At 72.3% G+C, this 16,962-nt stretch carries 13 protein-coding genes; 3 read left to right on the forward strand and 10 right to left on the reverse strand.

All coding sequences use genetic code 11. The annotated features are described in order from the left end of the window. Positions 1–46 precede the first annotated feature (46 nt). From IF78_RS0133120 to IF78_RS0133130, 3 genes are all read right to left on the reverse strand, one after another. Complete coding sequence (locus IF78_RS0133120) at positions 47–2,134, reverse strand: tetratricopeptide repeat protein (RefSeq protein WP_031486240.1); 2,088 nt, start codon at positions 2,132–2,134, stop codon at positions 47–49. A 194-nt stretch (positions 2,135–2,328) separates the two neighbouring features. Beyond that, on the reverse strand, positions 2,329–2,955 hold the full coding sequence (locus IF78_RS0133125; protein WP_031486241.1) for an NUDIX domain-containing protein: 627 nt from the start codon (positions 2,953–2,955) through the stop codon (positions 2,329–2,331). Positions 2,956–3,055: 100 nt separating this feature from the next. Then, positions 3,056–4,702, reverse strand: a complete 1,647-nt coding sequence (locus IF78_RS0133130) for a CTP synthase (protein ID WP_031486242.1) — start codon at positions 4,700–4,702, stop codon at positions 3,056–3,058. A gap of 494 nt (positions 4,703–5,196) precedes the next feature. Here IF78_RS0133130 and IF78_RS0133135 point away from each other — a divergent pair, with 494 nt between their 5' ends. Beyond that, positions 5,197–6,999: a glycoside hydrolase family 15 protein gene (locus IF78_RS0133135; RefSeq protein WP_031486243.1), complete on the forward strand. Its 1,803-nt coding sequence runs from the start codon at positions 5,197–5,199 to the stop codon at positions 6,997–6,999. 89 nt (positions 7,000–7,088) lie between these two features. Next, entirely contained in the window at positions 7,089–8,471 is a 1,383-nt protein-coding gene (locus IF78_RS0133140; RefSeq protein ID WP_031486244.1) for an FAD-binding oxidoreductase, read from the forward strand. On the opposite strand, the gene IF78_RS0133145 is transcribed toward IF78_RS0133140, so the two are convergent. From IF78_RS0133145 to IF78_RS49900, 4 genes are all read right to left on the reverse strand, one after another. Then, positions 8,458–9,417, reverse strand: a complete 960-nt coding sequence (locus IF78_RS0133145; RefSeq protein ID WP_031486245.1) for an LLM class F420-dependent oxidoreductase — start codon at positions 9,415–9,417, stop codon at positions 8,458–8,460. The genes IF78_RS0133140 and IF78_RS0133145 overlap by 14 nt on opposite strands. Positions 9,418–9,528: 111 nt before the next feature. After that, a complete protein-coding gene (locus IF78_RS49890; RefSeq protein WP_244889802.1) occupies positions 9,529–9,666 on the reverse strand; it encodes a hypothetical protein in 138 nt (45 codons plus the stop codon). Continuing rightward, entirely contained in the window at positions 9,663–10,004 is a 342-nt protein-coding gene (locus IF78_RS49895) for an APC family permease (RefSeq protein ID WP_234439916.1), read from the reverse strand. The genes IF78_RS49890 and IF78_RS49895 overlap by 4 nt, the downstream gene beginning before the upstream one ends. A 50-nt stretch (positions 10,005–10,054) precedes the next feature. Next, the gene (locus IF78_RS49900) at positions 10,055–10,747 is read right to left on the reverse strand and encodes an APC family permease (protein WP_234439917.1); all 693 of its coding nucleotides are present in this window, start codon (positions 10,745–10,747) and stop codon (positions 10,055–10,057) included. A 185-nt stretch (positions 10,748–10,932) separates the two neighbouring features. On the opposite strand from IF78_RS49900, the gene IF78_RS0133155 reads away from it, so the two are divergent. Continuing rightward, positions 10,933–12,621 (forward strand): PucR family transcriptional regulator, encoded by a 1,689-nt coding sequence (locus tag IF78_RS0133155; RefSeq protein ID WP_031486246.1) that lies wholly within the window; start codon positions 10,933–10,935, stop codon positions 12,619–12,621. Between the two features lie 41 nt (positions 12,622–12,662). Here IF78_RS0133155 and IF78_RS0133160 read toward each other — a convergent pair whose 3' ends face one another. From IF78_RS0133160 to recN, 3 genes are all read right to left on the reverse strand, one after another. Further along, positions 12,663–13,802 carry a glycosyltransferase family 4 protein gene (locus IF78_RS0133160; protein WP_031486247.1) on the reverse strand — a complete coding sequence of 380 codons (1,140 nt, stop codon included), beginning with the start codon at positions 13,800–13,802 and terminating at the stop codon, positions 12,663–12,665. A gap of 335 nt (positions 13,803–14,137) precedes the next feature. Further along, positions 14,138–14,902 carry a hypothetical protein gene (locus tag IF78_RS0133165; RefSeq protein WP_031486248.1) on the reverse strand — a complete coding sequence of 255 codons (765 nt, stop codon included), beginning with the start codon at positions 14,900–14,902 and terminating at the stop codon, positions 14,138–14,140. A gap of 183 nt (positions 14,903–15,085) precedes the next feature. Then, positions 15,086–16,804: a DNA repair protein RecN gene (recN, locus tag IF78_RS0133170; protein ID WP_031486249.1), complete on the reverse strand. Its 1,719-nt coding sequence runs from the start codon at positions 16,802–16,804 to the stop codon at positions 15,086–15,088. Between the last annotated feature and the right edge of the window lie 158 nt (positions 16,805–16,962).

The raw sequence follows: 16,962 nt of genomic DNA on the forward strand, positions 1-16,962 counted from the left end.
GAGCCAGTCTAATGAAGGTGTTCCCGCTGTCTAGCCTTTCATTGCATCAATCTTCAGCGGATGTACTACGGATTTCGTAGGCGTTAGGGCCGTGTTCCGGCTCGAAAGCGTCTTGCTCGGGCAGCGGCTCGTCCACATCGGCCTCCTCGGTCTCCTCCCCCAGCATCCGCCGGGCCGCGCTCCGGTGCAGCTGCGCCGCCGCGGGATCACCGAGATGGTCGAGGGTGTCGGCGAGCCGCAGATACAGGGCGCCCTGCAGCCGCGTGTCCTCGGCGCGCCGCGCCCACTCCGCCGCCTCCTGGCAGGTGCGCAGCGACTCCTCCGGCCGGCCCGCGTACTCCTGGACCCGGGCCAGCTCGCTCAACGCCCGCGCCTGCCCGGCGAGATCGCCGTTCTTGCGGTGCCCGGCCACGGCGGCCCGCCAGTTCCGCAGCGCCTCGCCGTACCGGCCCGCATAGGTGTGGGCCTGGCCGATACGGCCGTACAGCCGGGCGGCGTCCACGCGCTCGTCGCGGGCCAGCCGCTGGGCGAGCGCCCGGCCGAACCAGTCGGCGGCCCGGTCGTAGTCCCCGAGCTCCAGATGGGCGCCGCCTACGGATTCCATCGCGCGACCCGTCGCGTACAGGTCGTTCGCCTGCCGCCCGGCCTCCAGCGCGGCCCGATAGCGCGCCAGCGCCTCCTGCCTGCGCCCCGTGCGGGCGTCGACGTCGCCGAGGTTCAGCAGCGCCGCCGTCTTCTCGCGGGGCAGGTCCTGCCGCTCGGCCACGTCCAGGACCAGGCTGTGGATGGCGTACAGGTCGTCGGCGGCCGCCTGGGTGCCGACATGCGCGACCAGCGCCCTGACCAGCTGGGACATCAGGCGCCGGGCGAGCGTGTCCAGCTCCCCGTCGGCGACCGCGGCCCGGGCCGAGGCCAGCAGGGCGGGCCTGCGGATGGTCAGCCAGTCGGCGGCCGCGCGCGGGTTGGGAAAGCGCAGGGCCTGGGGCATGCCGAGGAGCTTCTGCCGGGTCTCGGGGCTGTCGGTCTCGGTGATCGCCCGGCAGGACTGCAGCAGCCGTACGGTCCGCTCCAGCATGCGGGCGCGGGCGAGCTGCAGCTCGGCGGGGCGGTCCTGGGTCTCGGTGAGGGTCCTGAGGTACGGGTGCAGGCAGGCCGGGACCTCGTACTGCGGCAGCGGCGAGTCGACGGAGTGCAGCAGACCGAGGGCGGCGAGGTCGTCCAGGGTGGTGCGGGCGCCGTCGACCGAGCAGCCGGCGAGGGCGGAGGCGGTGTGCGGGTCGACGAGGCCGCCCGGGGCGAGGCAGAGCAGGCGCAGTATGCGGGCGGCGGGAGCGGGAAGGGAGCCGTAGGCGAGGCGGAAGACCCGGCCGAGCGGCGTGCCCTCCTCGCCCTCGGCGCGCAACTGCTTGGCGAAATCGGCGACGGCCGCCTTGGGCCGGGCGGCGAGCCAGCCGCCCGCCAGCATCAGCGCGGCGGGCTGCCCCTGGCACACCTCGACGAGGCCCTCGGCGGAACGCGGGTCGACGGTGATGCGCACCGAGCCGGCGAACCGGGACAGCAGCTCCACCGCCGACTTGGTGTCCAGGCCGCCGAGAGTGCAGGGCCGTACGTCCGAGATCCCGGTCAGCGGACCGCCGGAGACGGCGACGGCCAGGCACTCCGGGGAGTCCGGCAGCAGGGCGTCGACCTGCTCGGCCTCGGCCGCGTCGTCCAGCAGGAGCAGGGCCCGGCGCCCGGCGAGCGCCTCGCGCAGCGCCGCCGTGAGGTCGTCCTCGGCGGCGCCGGGCGGAATGGGTCGGCCAAGGGCGGTGAGCAGGTCGCGGGCGGCGCGCTCGACGGGGACGGGGGTGCCGTCGGGCTCGCTCAGGCGGGTGCGCAGCACGCCGTCGGCGTAACGGTCCGCCACCTGCCGTACGAGTTCCTCGGCGAGCGCGGTGCGGCCGGAGCCGGGACGGCCCGCGATGAGCAGTACGCGCGCGCGTGGCGCCTTGCGGCCGGAGAGGGTGTCCAGGCCCGCGCGCTCGATGTCGGCGCGGAGTTCCTTCAACTCGCGGGTACGGCCCAGGAACTGGTTCCGGCCGGACGCCTGTGCCGACACCTGCACGCCGCCTGTGTCCACCACCTGATCCGTCACGGGCCACGCTCCCGTCCCACCACACGCGCAAGCCCGCCGGGACTCCGGTTCGGGCGTGTTCAGAGCCTAGTTCACGCTCTGCTACGTTCCGTGCGGAGCACGGCGGGCACGGCGAGCACATCCCCCGACCGGATCAGCCGATCTTCACACTGACGGGTGGGTGACCGGATCGCGAAACCCGAGGCCGCGCGCGATCAGGCCGCGAAGGGGCGCGCGGGCCAGGGCGCCTCCGCCGGGCGCAGCGCGTCGAGTCCGTCGCCGCCGCGCGCGGCGACCAGCGACAGCACACCCACGACGAGGCAGTTGTTGTGCAACTCGCCCGCGAGCACACCCCGGACGAGCTCGTCGACCGGCACGCGCGCGTGCTCCATGTCGGCCTCCTCGTCCTCGACCTCGAAGCGTTCGCCGTCGGCCGCGGAGAGGTTGCGGGCGAGGAAGATCCGTACGGCCTCGTCACAGCCGCCGGGGGTCGTGTAGACGTCGGTCAGGACACGCCAGTCCTCGGCCTTGACGTGCGCCTCCTCGTACAGCTCGCGCTGGGCGGCGTGCAGCGGGTTCTCGCCGGGGATGTCGAGCAGGCCGGCCGGGATCTCCCACAGCTTCTGCCGTACGGGGTGGCGGTACTGCTTGATGAGCAGGACGCGGTCCTCGTCGTCGAGGGCCAGGACGGCCACCGAGCCGGGGTGGACCTGGTAGTCACGTCGCACCACCGAGCCGTCGGGCATGAGCACGTCGTCCGTGCGGACGGAGGTCTTGTTACCCACGAAGGGGGTGTCCGTCGCCCTGATCTCCCACTCCTGCTCGGTGTCCTTGATCGTCATGCTCTGCCCTTCCACACGCTTTCAAAAAAAGAACCCACCAAAGAAAACCGGGGTGCGCACCTTTGAAGGTTTGCACCCCGGCCACCGTACAACTGGTGTGTTACTTGGAATTCTTGCGCTCGACAGCGGCCTTCACGAGGCCCGCGAACAGCGGGTGCGGACGCGTCGGGCGCGAGCGCAGCTCGGGGTGGGCCTGCGTGGCCACCAGGTACGGGTGGACCTCGCGCGGGTACTCCACGTACTCGACGAGCTTGCCGTCGGGCGACGTGCCGGAGAACAGGATGCCCGCCTTCTTCTCCAGCTCCGCCCGGTAGGCGTTGTTGACCTCGTACCGGTGACGGTGCCGCTCCTCGACGTACTCCTTGCCGTCGTACACCTCGCGCACGATCGAGCCCTCGGCCAGCTTGGCCGGGTACATGCCGAGCCGCATCGTGCCACCCATGTCGCCCTCACCGGCGACGATGTCGAGCTGCTCGGCCATGGTGGAGATCACCGGGTGGGAGGTGGCCGGGTCGAACTCGGTGGAGTTGGCGTCGTTGATGTCGGCGAGGTTGCGGGCCGCCTCGATCACGATGCACTGCAGGCCGAGGCACAGGCCCAGCAGCGGGATCCTGTTCTCGCGGGCGAACTTGATCGCGCCGACCTTGCCGAGCACACCGCGGTCGCCGAAGCCGCCCGGGATGCAGATGCCGTCCACGTCGGAGAGCTGCTGCTTGGCGCCGGCCGGGGTCTTGCAGTCGTCGGAGGTGACCCACTTGATCTTCACGCGGGCCTTGTTGGCGAAGCCGCCCGCGCGCAGCGCCTCGGTGACCGAGAGGTAGGCGTCGGGCAGGTCGATGTACTTGCCGACCAGGGCGAGAGTGATCTCGTGGTCGGGGTTGTGGACGCGGTCGAGCAGGTCGTCCCAGGTCGTCCAGTCCACGTCGCGGAACGGCAGGTCCAGCTTGCGGACGACATAGGCGTCCAGGCCCTCGCCGTGCACGGTCTTCGGGATGTCGTAGATGGAGCGGGCGTCGGGGCAGGCCACCACGGCCGCCTCGTCGACGTCGCACATCAGCGAGATCTTGCGCTTGATCGCGGTCGGCACCTCACGGTCGCAGCGCAGCACGATCGCGTCTGGCTGAATACCGATGTTGCGCAGGGCCGCAACCGAGTGCTGGGTCGGCTTCGTCTTCAGCTCACCCGAGGGGCCGATGTACGGCAGGAGCGAGATGTGGACGACGAAGACGTTGTCACGGCCGACCTCGTGACGGACCTGGCGGACGGTCTCCAGGAACGGCAGCGACTCGATGTCGCCGACCGTGCCGCCGACCTCCGTGATCACGACGTCGACCTCGTCCGTCGCCATGCGGCGGATGCGGTGCTTGATCTCGTTGGTGATGTGCGGGATGACCTGCACGGTGTCGCCGAGGTACTCGCCGCGCCGCTCCTTGGCGATCACGGTGTTGTACACCTGGCCGGTGGTGACGTTCGCCGAGCCGTCCAGGTCACGGTCGAGGAAGCGCTCGTAGTGGCCGATGTCCAGATCGGTCTCGGCGCCGTCGTTGGTGACGAACACCTCACCGTGCTGGAAGGGGTTCATCGTGCCAGGGTCGACATTGAGGTACGGGTCCAGCTTCTGCATGACGACGCGCAGACCCCGCGCCTTGAGCAGCATGCCGAGGCTGGAGGCCGTCAGGCCCTTGCCGAGCGAGGAGGCGACACCCCCGGTGACGAAGATGTGCTTGGTCGTCGTGGATTTTGGCATGGCCAAGAGGGGGCTCCCGTGGTCGCGATCTTGAAGTGCGGTTCGGGGGTCTTCACGCCCACCGGTCCACGGGCTACCAGGGTATCAGCGCCGAGAAGCGATGGCTTCCGGCCACGCTCCGCACACGAGTCGGTACGGATCCGCACGCTTCACCGGTCTTCCACCCGTCGGTCACCCATTGCTCACCCGTTCGGCCGACCCGGGTTGCCCGGAGCGGCACGCAGATCATCTACGTGCGTCGTATCCTGCTCGGACATTCGCTGCCGAGCCCGGCCGGCAAACACGGCACCACCCCCGCCCGTCGCACCCGGAACAACGAGAGCTCGTCAGTTCGTTGAGCAGAGATTGTTGAGAAGCGCCAGTCGTTTTGCCTCACCGCCGAACCGACTGCTTTGCTTCACCGCTCAACGTCGATTTACAACCACCCCTTGACCGCACTAGCGAGAGCCCCCTTGTCAGAAGGGGGTGACGTGGCCGTTCGACTGGAGTTGCACGTGGCCGGGCGCATCGAAGACTACGCACTCATCGGAGACATGCAGACCGCTGCCCTGGTCTGCCGGGACGGCACGGTGGACTGGCTGTGCCTGCCCCGCTTCGACTCGCATGCCATCTTCGCCGGCCTGCTGGGCACCGAGGAGCACGGCTTCTGGCGGCTCGGCCCCGCCCACGCCTCCGACGCTCCGCCGCCCACCGCGGCCCGGCGCAGCTACCGCGGCGACTCCCTGATCCTGGAATCCGAGTGGGACACGCCACGCGGCACGGTCCGGGTGATCGACTTCATGCCCCCGCGCGACGGCGCGCCCCAGCTGATCCGGATCGTGGAGGGCGTCTCGGGCCGCGTCCCGATGCGTTCGGCGCTCAGGATGCGTTTCTCGTACGGCCGGGTGGTGCCGTGGGTGCACAAGCACGAGGGCCGTACGGTCGCCGTCGCCGGCCCGGACTCGGTGTGGTTCGACGCCGAGGCCGAGACCTACGGCAAGTCGCTGACGACGTACTCGGACTTCACGGTCGCTCCGGGTGAGCGGATCGCGTTCACGATCTCCTGGGAGCCCTCGCACAAGGAGCCGCCGGCGCTGCCGGAGCCGGAGCTGTCGCTGGAGGCGACGGAGGAGTTCTGGCGGGAGTGGGTCGAGCACTGCACGTACCACGGCCCTTACCGCGAGGCGGTCATCCGCTCGCTGATCACCCTCAAGGCGCTGACGTACGCCCCGACGGGCGGCATCGTCGCCGCCCCGACGACCTCCCTGCCCGAGGACATCGGCGGCGTCCGCAACTGGGACTACCGCTACACCTGGCTGCGCGACGCGGCGATCACCCTGTCCTCGCTGCTGCGCACCGGCTACCGCGAGGAGGCCCGCGCCTGGCGCGAGTGGCTGCTGCGGGCCGTCGCCGGTGACCCGGAGAACCTGCAGATCATGTACGGCATCGCCGGCGAGCGCGAGCTCGGCGAGGCCGAGCTGGACTGGCTGCCCGGCTACGAGAGCTCCGCGCCGGTCCGGGTCGGCAACGGCGCCGCGCACCAGCTCCAGCTGGACGTGTACGGCGAGGTCACCGAGGCCCTGCACCTGGCGCACATGACGGGCCTGGCCCGCAACGACTACGCCTCGCTGCTGCAGCTCAAGCTCATCCGCTACCTGGAGGACCACTGGGACGAGCCGGACGAGGGCATCTGGGAGGTGCGCGGCCCGCGTCGCCACTTCGTGCACTCCAAGGTGATGGCCTGGGTCGCCGTCGACCGCACCATCAAGCTCATCGAGTCCGGCGACGCCGACGGCCCGCTGGAGCGCTGGCGCGAGCTGCGTGACGACATTCACAGGGATGTGTGCGAGAAGGGCTACGACAAGGAGCGCAACACCTTCACGCAGTCGTACGGCTCCAGGGAGCTGGACGCCTCGCTGCTGCTGATCCCGCAGATGGGCTTCCTGCCGCCGGACGACAAGCGCGTCATCGGCACCATCGAGGCGATCCAGCGCGAGCTGTCCACCGAGGACGGCTTCATCCTGCGCTACCCGACGCAGGGAGACGACGAGGGCGTCGACGGCCTCCCCGGCGACGAGGGCGCCTTCCTGGCCTGTTCGTTCTGGATGGCCGACGACCTGGCGATGATCGGCCGCGTCGACGAGGCCCGCAAGCTGTTCGAGAAGCTGCTCTCGCTGCGTAACGACCTCGGTCTGCTCGCGGAGGAGTGGGACCCGCGCCTGCAGCGTCAGGTCGGCAACTTCCCGCAGGCCTTCAGCCACGTCCCGCTGATCGACACCGCCCTGCGGCTGACGGCGTCCGGCGCGTACGGCGGCTGAGCCGGCCGCCCCACCGCCCGACAGGACGGACGTGACGTGCCCGCCTAGCCTGGAAGCAAGCGATTGCCCCTTGTCGGAAGGGGGCGGCCATGGCTTCCCGGTCGAAGGCGGGCGCGGCCCTCGACGCGCTGCGCGAGGATCTCTCCGGTGACGTGTTCGCCCCGGGGGACTTCGGGTACGACGACGCCCGGACCGTCTTCAACACCATGATCGACCGGCGGCCCGCGGTGATCGCGCAGTGCGTGGACGAGGACGACGTCGTGCGGGCCGTGCGGTTCGGCCGGGAGCTGGACCTCAACATCGCGGTGCGCGGCGGCGGGCACAGCGTCTCGGGCATGGCGCTGAACGACAACGGCCTGGTCGTCGACCTGCGTCACCTGCGGGCGGTGACCGTCGACCCCGCCGCCGAGGCGGTACGGATCGCGGGCGGCGCGACGATGAGCGACCTGGACCGCGCCACCCAGCCGTACGGCCTCGCCACGACCGGCGGCCGGGCCTCGACCACCGGCGTCGGCGGCTTCGTCCTCGGCGGCGGTACCGGCTGGCTGGACCGCTGCTGCGGGCTCGCCGTCGACAATCTGCTCGGTGTGGAACTGGTCACGTCCGACGGCGACCGGGTCCACGCCAACGCGGACGAGAACCCGGACCTGTTCTGGGCGCTGCACGGAGGCGGCGGCAACTTCGGCATCGCCACCGCGATCACGCTGAAGCTGTACGAACTGCCCGGCTTCGCCATCGCGATGCCGCTGTACCGGCCCGAGACCGCGCCCGATGCCGTCCGCACCTTCCGCGACGTGATCGAGTCCGGCCCCGACGAGGTGGGCGGCGGCGTCCTGTGGTTCACCGGCCCGCCCGAGGACTTCGTACCGCCGTCCCTGGTCGGCAAGCTGGTGTGCGGTGTGCTCCTCACGTACGCCGGCGCCGAGCAGGACATGCGCAAGTACGCCGAGCCGCTGCTGGCGCTGCCGCACGAGGCGGAGATCGTGGGCGCGATGCCGTACGCCGATGTGCAGTGCATGATCGACGATCCGCCCGGCATGCGGCACTACTGGTCGGCGGAGTACCTGACGGGCGCGCCGGACGACTTCGTGGACGTCTACACCGCCGAGGCCCGGACGATGCCCGTGCCGACCGGCACCCAGTACGCCCTCCTCCCGCAGGGCGGCGCGATCGCGGCCGGTCCGCACGAGTTCCCGGTGCCCTACCGGGACGCGCCCTGGGCGGTCCATCCCTACGGCATGTGGGAGGACCCGGCGGACGACGAGCGGTGCGTGCAGTGGGTGCGTGACGTCCGTACCGGCGTCCGGCCCTGGAGCACCGGCGCCGTGTACCTGAACTTCATCGGCGACGAGGGCGCGGAGCGTGTGGTGGCCGGTCTGGGTGCCGGGAACACCCGGCGGCTGGCGGAGCTGAAGCGGCGGTGGGACCCGGACAACGTCTTCCGGTTCAACCACAACATCAGGCCGGCCTGAGCGCAATCAGGGTCCGCTCCCCGCCCGGATCGCCGGCCGTCGCGGGGACGAGGGCGATCTCGTCGAGCCCGGCATCGGCGTACTCCTCGGCACGCGCGCGTACGGCGTCGAAGTCGCCCACCAGGCCCACCGTGCCCGCCGCCGCAGCGGGCAGCGCCCGCACCAGCGCGCCGGCGTCGGCACCGGTCCGGGCCAGTTCGACCGCCTCCCCGAAACCGGCCGCCTCGAACATGTCGCTGTAGCCCGGCACCGTCAGATAGCCGGCGATGCTTCGCAGGACCTGCGCGAGGGAGTCGGGGTCCGGATCGACGGCGGCCGGCAGCCAGGCGGCCAGGGTCGGCGGCGACGTACGGCCCGCGCGCTCGGCAGCGGTGTCGAGTTTGGCGCGCAGCGTGCGGACCTGTTCCGGCGAGACGATGTCGAGCAGCATCCGGTCGGCGTGCGCGGCGGCCGTGGCGATCGCGCGGTCGCCGAAGGCCGCCACGGTGAGCGGCCCGCCGGGCGGTTGGAGACGGCGCCGGAAAGTGCTGCCAGGCACCACCGGCTCTCCGGGCCGGCCGTGCAGGAAGCCGCGTACGGCCGCCGCCGAGGCCTCCATCGCCGCCGCGGGCCGCACCCGCGGCACGCCGTGCACGCCTTCGACCACCCGCTTGCTGGACGTTCCCACCGCCACTCCGACCGGCCGCCCGATGACCGCGGCGACCGAGGCGGCGCCCCGCGCGATGCCGAACGCGTCCCGCACCGACACCGCCACCGGGCCGGCCGTCAGCGCGACCCGCTCGGTGTCCCGCCCGATGGCCGCGGCGAGGACGAAGGAGTCCCAGGTGGGCCCCTCCCCCGCCCACACCTCGCGATACCCGAGCCGGTCGGCGACCACGGCCACCCGCAGCGGCTCCTCGACCGGACTGTCGTCCTCCCGTGCCACGGCAACCACGCTGAACTCCATGCAGGCGCCGCTACCCCACGGGGCGCGCCCCAACCGGGGCTTGTGTCCGCTCGGCCGAGTCCTCCAGCACGATCCGGCCGATGACGTCGTAGCGCTCCGGCCGCCGGACCTTCAGATACCAGCCGAGCCCGAGCCCCCGAAGAACACCAGCCCCACGATCCACGGGATGGCCCTGAAGAACAGCGAGCCGGCCGCCGTGCCGGCCGCGGTGTCCAGGTTGGTCACCGGCAGCCCCACGACCGCGATCATGCCGATGCCGCCGAGCAGCGGGGCGGTGAGCTGCGGAACCAGTGCCGGTCCTCGGGGTGGTTGCGGCGGAAGTAGCCGATGACCGCGAAGGAGCACAGGGTCTGCACGATGAGGATCGCCATCGTGCCGAGGATCGCGAGCAGTGTGTAGAGGTGGATGTACGGGTCCTGCCCGGTCAGCCAGAAGGCGCCGACGAGCCCGGCCGCGATGACCGACTGCACGAAGGAGGCGATGTCCGGCGATCCGTGCCGGGCGTGCGTCCGGCCGAGCGCGGGGTGCGGGAAGCCCTCGCGGCCGACGGCGTACAGATAGCGCGCCGCGCACTGGTGGAAGGCCATCCCACAGGCGAACGAGCCGGTGATCAGCAGCCACTGAAGGTGTCGACCGCTCAGGCGCCGATGTAGGTGTGGGCGGGGTCGAAGAAGAGATCGAGGGGGCTGCTGCCGGAGGAGATCTCGACCGACCCCGGGAGACCGTTGCCGGCGATGGTCATCCAGGAGACGTAGATGTAGAAGATCCCGACGCCGATCACCGAGATCAGCGTCGCGCGCGGGATGACGCGCTTGGGGTCGCGGGACTCCTCGCCGTACATCGCCGTCGACTCGAAGCCGACCCACGACCAGAAGGCGAAGAACAGGCCGAGGCCCGCGGAGGCGCCCGTGAAGGCGTTCCTGGGGTCGATGGGCTCGACGGGGATGCCGTCCGGGCCGCCGCCGTGCAGGAGTACGGCTGTGGCGACCGCGAAGAGGACGGCGATCTCGGCGATCAGCATCACGCCGAGGGCCTTCGCGGTGAGGTTGATGTCGAAGTACGCCAGCACGGCGGTGACGAGCAGCATGGCGGCGGCGTAGAGGATCCAGGGCAGGTCGAGGCCGAGCTGGTCGTGGACCGTCGTCTGCGCGAAGTACGAGAAGACGCCGACGATGGACGCCTCGAAGACGACGTACGCCAGCACGGCGAGCATCCCGGACGCCATGCCGGTGATCCGGCCGAGCCCGTGCGAGATGTAGCCGTAGAAGGCGCCGACGGCGGTGATACGGCGGGCCATGGCGACGTATCCGACGGAGAACACCGTCAGCACGAGCGTCGCGAAGAGAAAGCCGGCGGGCGCGCCCGTGTCCGGGCCGCCGCCATGCGCGCGTTGTCGGGCGCCGGGGGCCGATGATCGTCTCCGTAACGGTCCGGATATGTCGTGGAAGCATCCCCAGGGGTAGCGTCCGGCTCATGGAGAGCGGTTCGGGCGGTATGGGCAGCGGTACGGGCGGTATGGCCGGCGGCACGGCCGCTGTGGACGGCGGATTCGACACCCCCGGCGCCGGGATCACCGTGCGGCGCGCGCTGGAGCTGCCCGGGCTGCGCAGTGGGCTGCCCGAGATCCTCGCGGGCGCCGACCGGCTGGGGCGGACCGTGCGCTGGGTGCACGCGGGCGAGGTGCCCCACATCGCGTCCCTGCTGAAGGGCGGGGAGCTGTTGCTGACCACGGGCTACGGCCTCGGCACCCGCCCCGCCGACCAGCGCGCGTTCGTGCGCACCCTGGCCGAGCGCGGCATCGCGGCCCTCGTCGTCGAACTCGGCCCGCGCTTCACACGCCTGCCCGCCGCGCTGGTCGACACGGCCCGTACGGCCGGTCTGCCGCTGGTCCAGTTGCATCGCGAGGTGCCCTTCGTGACGGTGACCGAGGAGATCCACACCGAGATCGTCAACGGCCACTACGCGCTGCTGCAACGGGCGGAGGAGGTGCACCGCCGGTGCACGGAAGCACTGCTCGGCGGCGGCGGTGTGCCCCAGGTGCTCGTCATCCTGGCCGACTTCAGCGGCAACCCGGTCTTCCTGGAGACGACGGACGGGCGGCTGCTGTACGCCGCCGGGGCCGGTCCCGAGGGCGCGGACCCGTTGCAGGTGTGGGAGGGGCTGCGGGGGCAGCACAAGGACGCGCCGCCGCCCGCCGGGTCGGTGCTGGTGGATGTTCCGGGTGGCGGCCCCGGGCCGGGTTCGGTCAGGGCGCGACTGGTCCTCCTTCCCGTGCGGGGCCTGCTCACCCCCGTCCACCGCATCGCCGCCGAGCGGGCCGCGGGCATCCTGGCCGTGGTGCTGATGCAGGCCCGGCAGGAGGAGGAGCTGGCGGCACGCGGGCGCGGTGACTTCCTGACCGACCTCGCGGAGGGCCGTGTCTCTGCCGAGGACGCCCCGGCACAGGCGCGCGTGCTGGGCTTCAAGCCGGGCAACAGCCCGCTGCTGCCGGTGGTGATGCGGCTCGGGGACGTGCTGTCGCCGGACGGCGGTACCTCCCGCTCGAGCGGATTCGAGAGCGGGGGAGGCTGGGCGGTGCTGGCGCGCGCGGTCGGGGAGGAGCTGGCGTCCGTGGGAGTGCCGGTCCTGCTGGGCGTACGGCCGGTCGAGGGGCGCGTCCCGCTGCTGCTGGGCCTGCGTTCGGAGGCGGAGCGGTCGTCGGTCGCGGACCGGGTCGCGGCGGCGCTGCGGGCGGGCGTGGAGCGGGCCGGGATCCAGCGGCCCGGGGCACCTGCGCCGGTCGTGGTCGTCGGAGTGGCCGGCGGGTGGGCGGCGGCCTCGGCGAGCCTGCGGCACGCGGCGGAGACGGCGACGGCGGCACAGGGCCTGTCGGACCGTCCCTGGTACGACGCCCGCCGCCTGGACATCGACCTGCTGCTGTGGCGGCTGCGCGACCACCCGGACCTGGCGGCCTTCGTGGACCGCGCGATCGGCCCGCTCCGCGACCACGACAACCGCTCCAAGCCGCCCCTGCTGCCCACGCTGGAGACGTACTTGGCGCACGCGGGCCGCAAGGCGGAGACGGCCCGCGAACTGCACCTCAACCGGCAGACCCTCTACAACCGCCTCGCCCGCATCGGCGAGTTGCTCGGCACCGACCTCGACGACCCGCAGACGGTGCTGGCGTTGAGCCTGGCGCTGCGGGCGCGCAGGCATGTGCCGTAGGGAAGAACGGCGGCCGAGGAGCGTCTGGCTCAGGGCCGGGCTCAGATCATCGGCCGTGGTTGCGTCAACTCGTCGTAGACACTGAGCACTTGGGCCACGGTCTCGTCCTCGGTCGGCCATGTCGCCGCCTGCCGCCCACTCCGCTCCTTGAGCAGCTCCTGGCGCTCCGGATCACCCAGCAGCCTCACTACGGCGTCGGCGAGCGCTTTCGCGTTGCCGTACGGGACGAGTTCGGCCGCGTCGCCGACGAGTTCCGCCATGCCTCCGACGTCGGTGGCGACGAGCGGCACGCGCGCGTGAAGGGCCTCCTGCGCGAGCACGGACCGCGACTCCCAACTGCTCGGCACGAGCGCGATGTCGGCGGCGGCCAGCAGTTCGGACACGTCGTCACGCCGCCCGATGAGCCGCACGGGCAGCCCTTCGTCCTCGATCCGCCGCTGCAGATCGGCCCGCAACGCCCCCTCCCCCGCGATCACGACCAACGGCACCGGATCGAGCCGCAGCCACGCGCGCGAGGCGTCCAGCAGCACGTCGTAACCGCGATGCGGTTCGAGCGAGCCGACGGCGATCAGCAACGGGCGCCCGGTGGAGCCGAGTTCGGCCCTGATCTTGGGTCGCATCCGGTCGGTTTCGTCGCGCTCGGCGGCCCGGCGTCCGGTCCCGGGCAGCGCGACGGCGGCCAGGCGCGCGTCCCGTGCTCCGGTCCGGCGGGCCCGGTCCACGAGCGCCGAGGTGGTCCCGAGCACGACGGAGGCGGCCTTGACGACCCGCCGCTCCAACAGCCGCACGAGATGGGCCCGGGCCCCTTCGGCATACGCCCGGTCGTGCCAGGTGACGACGAGTGGAGTGCGCCGCCCGCCGAGCGCCAGCACGGCACGGAAGGAGGCGTGCAGCCCGTGCGCGTGCACCAGGTCGGCGTCCGCGCACGCGGCCCGCAGGGCGGCCACGGAGCCGGGGTCGCTGCTGCGCGGCACGTGCACGTGCTCGGCCCCGGCGCCGGTGAAGTCGTAGAGGTGATCGGCCTCGACAGGGGCGCACACGGTGACCCGCACACCCCGCGCGACGAGCCCCGAGGCCAGCGATCGCACATGCGCGCTGCTGCCGGCGTTGCCACCGCCCAGCACCTGCACGGTGCGCAGCGACGACTGGCCGTGCGGTGAGTGGCTGCTCACGGGGGTCACGTGGCCGGGGCTCCTGGTTGTGGGTCGGGCGGTCACGAAGAAAGTACAGAAGGATCGCGCGGAGGGGGTGTACCGCGAGGATCCCCGCGCATACGACGTGCTTACGCCAAGGATGCCAGGAGGCACCGGTGTTCCGGGAACGGCGGGAGCGCGGAGGGCGGGCAACACGGCGTACCGAGTCACCTGCACGAGTGAGTTGGGGTGGGCTGGTGTGCCCGAACACGCGCGCGTGGCGCATGTCCCGACAGCCGACCCGAACCAGCGCACCGCACTGGGCCGCTGACCAGTCGCCTCCGACCGATCGGCAGTGGGTCGATGGACCCGCAGCCCTCGAATCAGCGCGTGCCCAACGCCCGCGCCACCTCGCTCACCCTGTCCCCGTACACCGCGGCGGCCACGAGGGCGGCGGCATGCGCGGCCAGCCCAGCCCGACCGTTGCCGGCGACGACAGCGGCGCCCAGGGCCGCGCCCAGCGCATGCGCGCCGGTATCGCCGATCATCGCCCGCTCCCCCAGGTCGTCGGGCAGCACGGCCGCGGCGGCTCCCATGGCGCCGGCGGCGATCCCGGCGCCGGTCCCTTCACGGAGCAGCCCCGGCGCCCCGAGCGCGAGCACCGCGGCGGCGGCCCTGCCCGGGCGCACATCGACGAGGTTGACGAAGTGCGCGGCCCCGGCGATCACCACGCCCGCGAGCAGCTTGTCCACGGGCCGCTCCCTAAGGAACGCCCCCGCGACGAGCCCGGCGGCGGACATCCCGAACAACTTGACCGCACCGCTGGTGACTTCGCCGTCCCGCAGGGCCGACAGATGCGCCCGGAACCCGCGCCGGGGATCACCGGCCCCGGCGACGTCGTCGTACGCCCCACAGGCTCCGGCGACGGCCACGGCGACCCCGGCGGCCGGCCGTATCCGCCCGGCAGCGACCGTCGCCGCCAGCGCGGAGGCGGCACCGGCGTACAGCTGCACGGTCCGCCCCGCGTAGTTCTTCCGCTCCCAACGGCCGCGGCCACCGGGGGCCTTGGCGCGCAGGGCGGTGACCGTGGCGCGGGTGAGGACGGCGGAGAGGCCGAAGGCGGCGGTCCTGGGGGCACGTTCGATCATTCGGCCACCTTACGAGCCACCACTGACAATCCCGGCCACAGCTGCCTCCCCCGCCGTCACTGACAATCCCGGCCACAGCCGCCACCCCAACCGCCACCGACCGACCGGGCCGCCGATCACAGCCCGGTCCGCCACACGCCCCGGCAGCCCCCGAGAGAACCGCCCTCGCGCGAAGGGGCTCCGCTACACGTCCGCCCGAGCCGTCGCCAGCAACTCCTCGGCGTGCGCCCGCGCGGTCTCCGAGTCCTCCTGGCCGGCGAGCATCCGGGACAGCTCCCGGATCCGCTCCTCGCCCTCGAGGACCTTCACGCCCGACCGGGTGACCGACCCGTCGTTGGTCTTCTCGACGAGCAACTGCCGGTCGGCGAACGCGGCGACCTGCGGAAGGTGGGTCACGACAACGACCTGCGCGGACTTCGCCAGCCGCGCCAGGCGCCGCCCGATCTCCACGGCCGCCTTGCCGCCCACTCCGGCGTCGACCTCGTCGAAGAGATACGTCGGCACGGGATCCGTCCCCGCGAACACGACCTCCACGGCGAGCATCACGCGCGAGAGCTCACCACCGGACGCGCCCTTGGCGATCGGCCGCGCCGGCGCCCCCGGGTGCGGCGCGAGCAGCAGCTCGACCTCGTCGACACCGGACGGCCCGTACGCGACCGTACGCCCGCCGACCTCGACCCCCTCCGGGTCCTCGGTCTGCCGGATGGCGAAGGACACGCGCGCGTGCGGCATGGCGAGCGAGGCCAGCTCGGCGGTCACGGCGGCGGCGAACCGCTCGGCGGCCTCCGCCCGAGCGTCGGTCAGCGCCTGCGCCAGCCCGCCGAGCTCGGTCCGCAGCGCGTCCCGCTCGGCGGTCAGCTCCCCGATCCGCTCGTCGTCGCTGTCCAGTTCGGTGAGCCGCGCGGCACTGCTCTCGGCCCAGGCCAGCACCGAGGCGACGTCCTCGCCGTACTTCCGCGTCAGCGCGCCGAGCGCGGCCCGCCGCTCCTCGACGGCCGACAGCCGCAGGGGGTCGGCGTCCAGGTCGTCGGCGTATCCCGCCAACTCCCCCGCCACATCGCCCAGCAGGATCCCGATCTCCCCGATCCGGTCGGCCAGCGCGGCCAGCGCCGGATCGTGCGACCGCACGGCGTCCAGGGCCCGCTGAGCGCCCGCGACGAGCGTGGCGGCGTCGATGCCCTCGGGATCCTCGGGGTTCCCGGCAAGGGCGGCGTGAGCGGCCGTGGCAGCGGACGACAAGGCCTCCGCGTGCCCGAGCCGCTCCGCCTCCTCCGCCAGCTCGACATCCTCACCGGCACGCGGCTCCACGCCCGCGATCTCGTCGAGCCCGTACCGCAGCATGTCGGCTTCCTGGGCCCGCTCACGCGCGCGCGTGACGATCTCCTCCAGCTCCACCGACACGGCCCGCAGCCGGCGGTAGGCCTCGCCGTACTTGGCCAGCGGCCCGGCGACCGCGTCACCGGCGTACCGGTCGAGCGCCTGGCGCTGCCGGGACAGCTTCAGCAGCCCCTGCTGGTCCGTCTGCCCGTGCACGGCCACGAGGTCGTCGGCGAGGTCGGCGAGCAGCCCCACGGGCACACTGCGCCCACCGACATGCGCCCGCGACCGCCCCTCCGCGGAAACGGTACGGCTGATCAGCAGCGCCCCGTCGTCGAGCTCGGCCCCGGCCTCCTCGGCCCGCACGACGGCCGACGCGCCCTCGTCGACGGTGATCCGCCCCTCCACGACCGCCTTGTCGGCCCCGATCCGCACGAGCGCCGGGTCGGCACGCCCACCCAGCAACAGCCCGAGGCTGGTGACCACCATGGTCTTGCCCGCACCCGTCTCACCGGTGACGGCGGTGAATCCCGGCGACAGCTCGACGACAGCGTCGTCGATCACCCCGAGCGACCGTATCCGCATCTCCTCCAACACGGACACGACCTTACGAGGTCGGGGGCGGGGAGTGCGACGCCCCCCAGCCCCCGTGATGTGAAGGTCCAGGTGACGAATGTGTATCGGCCTCGCATGTCACCCAGGCGAGTGGAGGCACCTAGGGGCGCGGGGCTGTATCGATTTGC

It is taken from the genome of Streptomyces bicolor (assembly GCF_000719285.1).
Lineage (GTDB): Bacteria > Actinomycetota > Actinomycetes > Streptomycetales > Streptomycetaceae > Streptomyces > Streptomyces bicolor.

What these genes read in the sequence shown, in the direction of transcription:
- IF78_RS0133125 (WP_031486241.1), bottom strand. Translation starts at nt 2,955, where the DNA reads ATGACGATCAAGGACACCGAGCAGGAGTGGGAGATCAGGGCGACGGAC.
- IF78_RS0133130 (WP_031486242.1), bottom strand. Translation starts at nt 4,702, where the DNA reads ATGCCAAAATCCACGACGACCAAGCACATCTTCGTCACCGGGGGTGTC.
- IF78_RS0133140 (WP_031486244.1), top strand. Translation starts at nt 7,089, where the DNA reads ATGGCTTCCCGGTCGAAGGCGGGCGCGGCCCTCGACGCGCTGCGCGAG.
- IF78_RS0133145 (WP_031486245.1), bottom strand. Translation starts at nt 9,417, where the DNA reads ATGGAGTTCAGCGTGGTTGCCGTGGCACGGGAGGACGACAGTCCGGTC.
- IF78_RS49890 (WP_244889802.1), bottom strand. Translation starts at nt 9,666, where the DNA reads ATGATCGCGGTCGTGGGGCTGCCGGTGACCAACCTGGACACCGCGGCC.
- IF78_RS49895 (WP_234439916.1), bottom strand. Translation starts at nt 10,004, where the DNA reads ATGGCCTTCCACCAGTGCGCGGCGCGCTATCTGTACGCCGTCGGCCGC.
- IF78_RS0133155 (WP_031486246.1), top strand. Translation starts at nt 10,933, where the DNA reads ATGGCCGGCGGCACGGCCGCTGTGGACGGCGGATTCGACACCCCCGGC.
- IF78_RS0133165 (WP_031486248.1), bottom strand. Translation starts at nt 14,902, where the DNA reads ATGATCGAACGTGCCCCCAGGACCGCCGCCTTCGGCCTCTCCGCCGTC.
- recN (WP_031486249.1), bottom strand. Translation starts at nt 16,804, where the DNA reads ATGCGGATACGGTCGCTCGGGGTGATCGACGACGCTGTCGTCGAGCTG.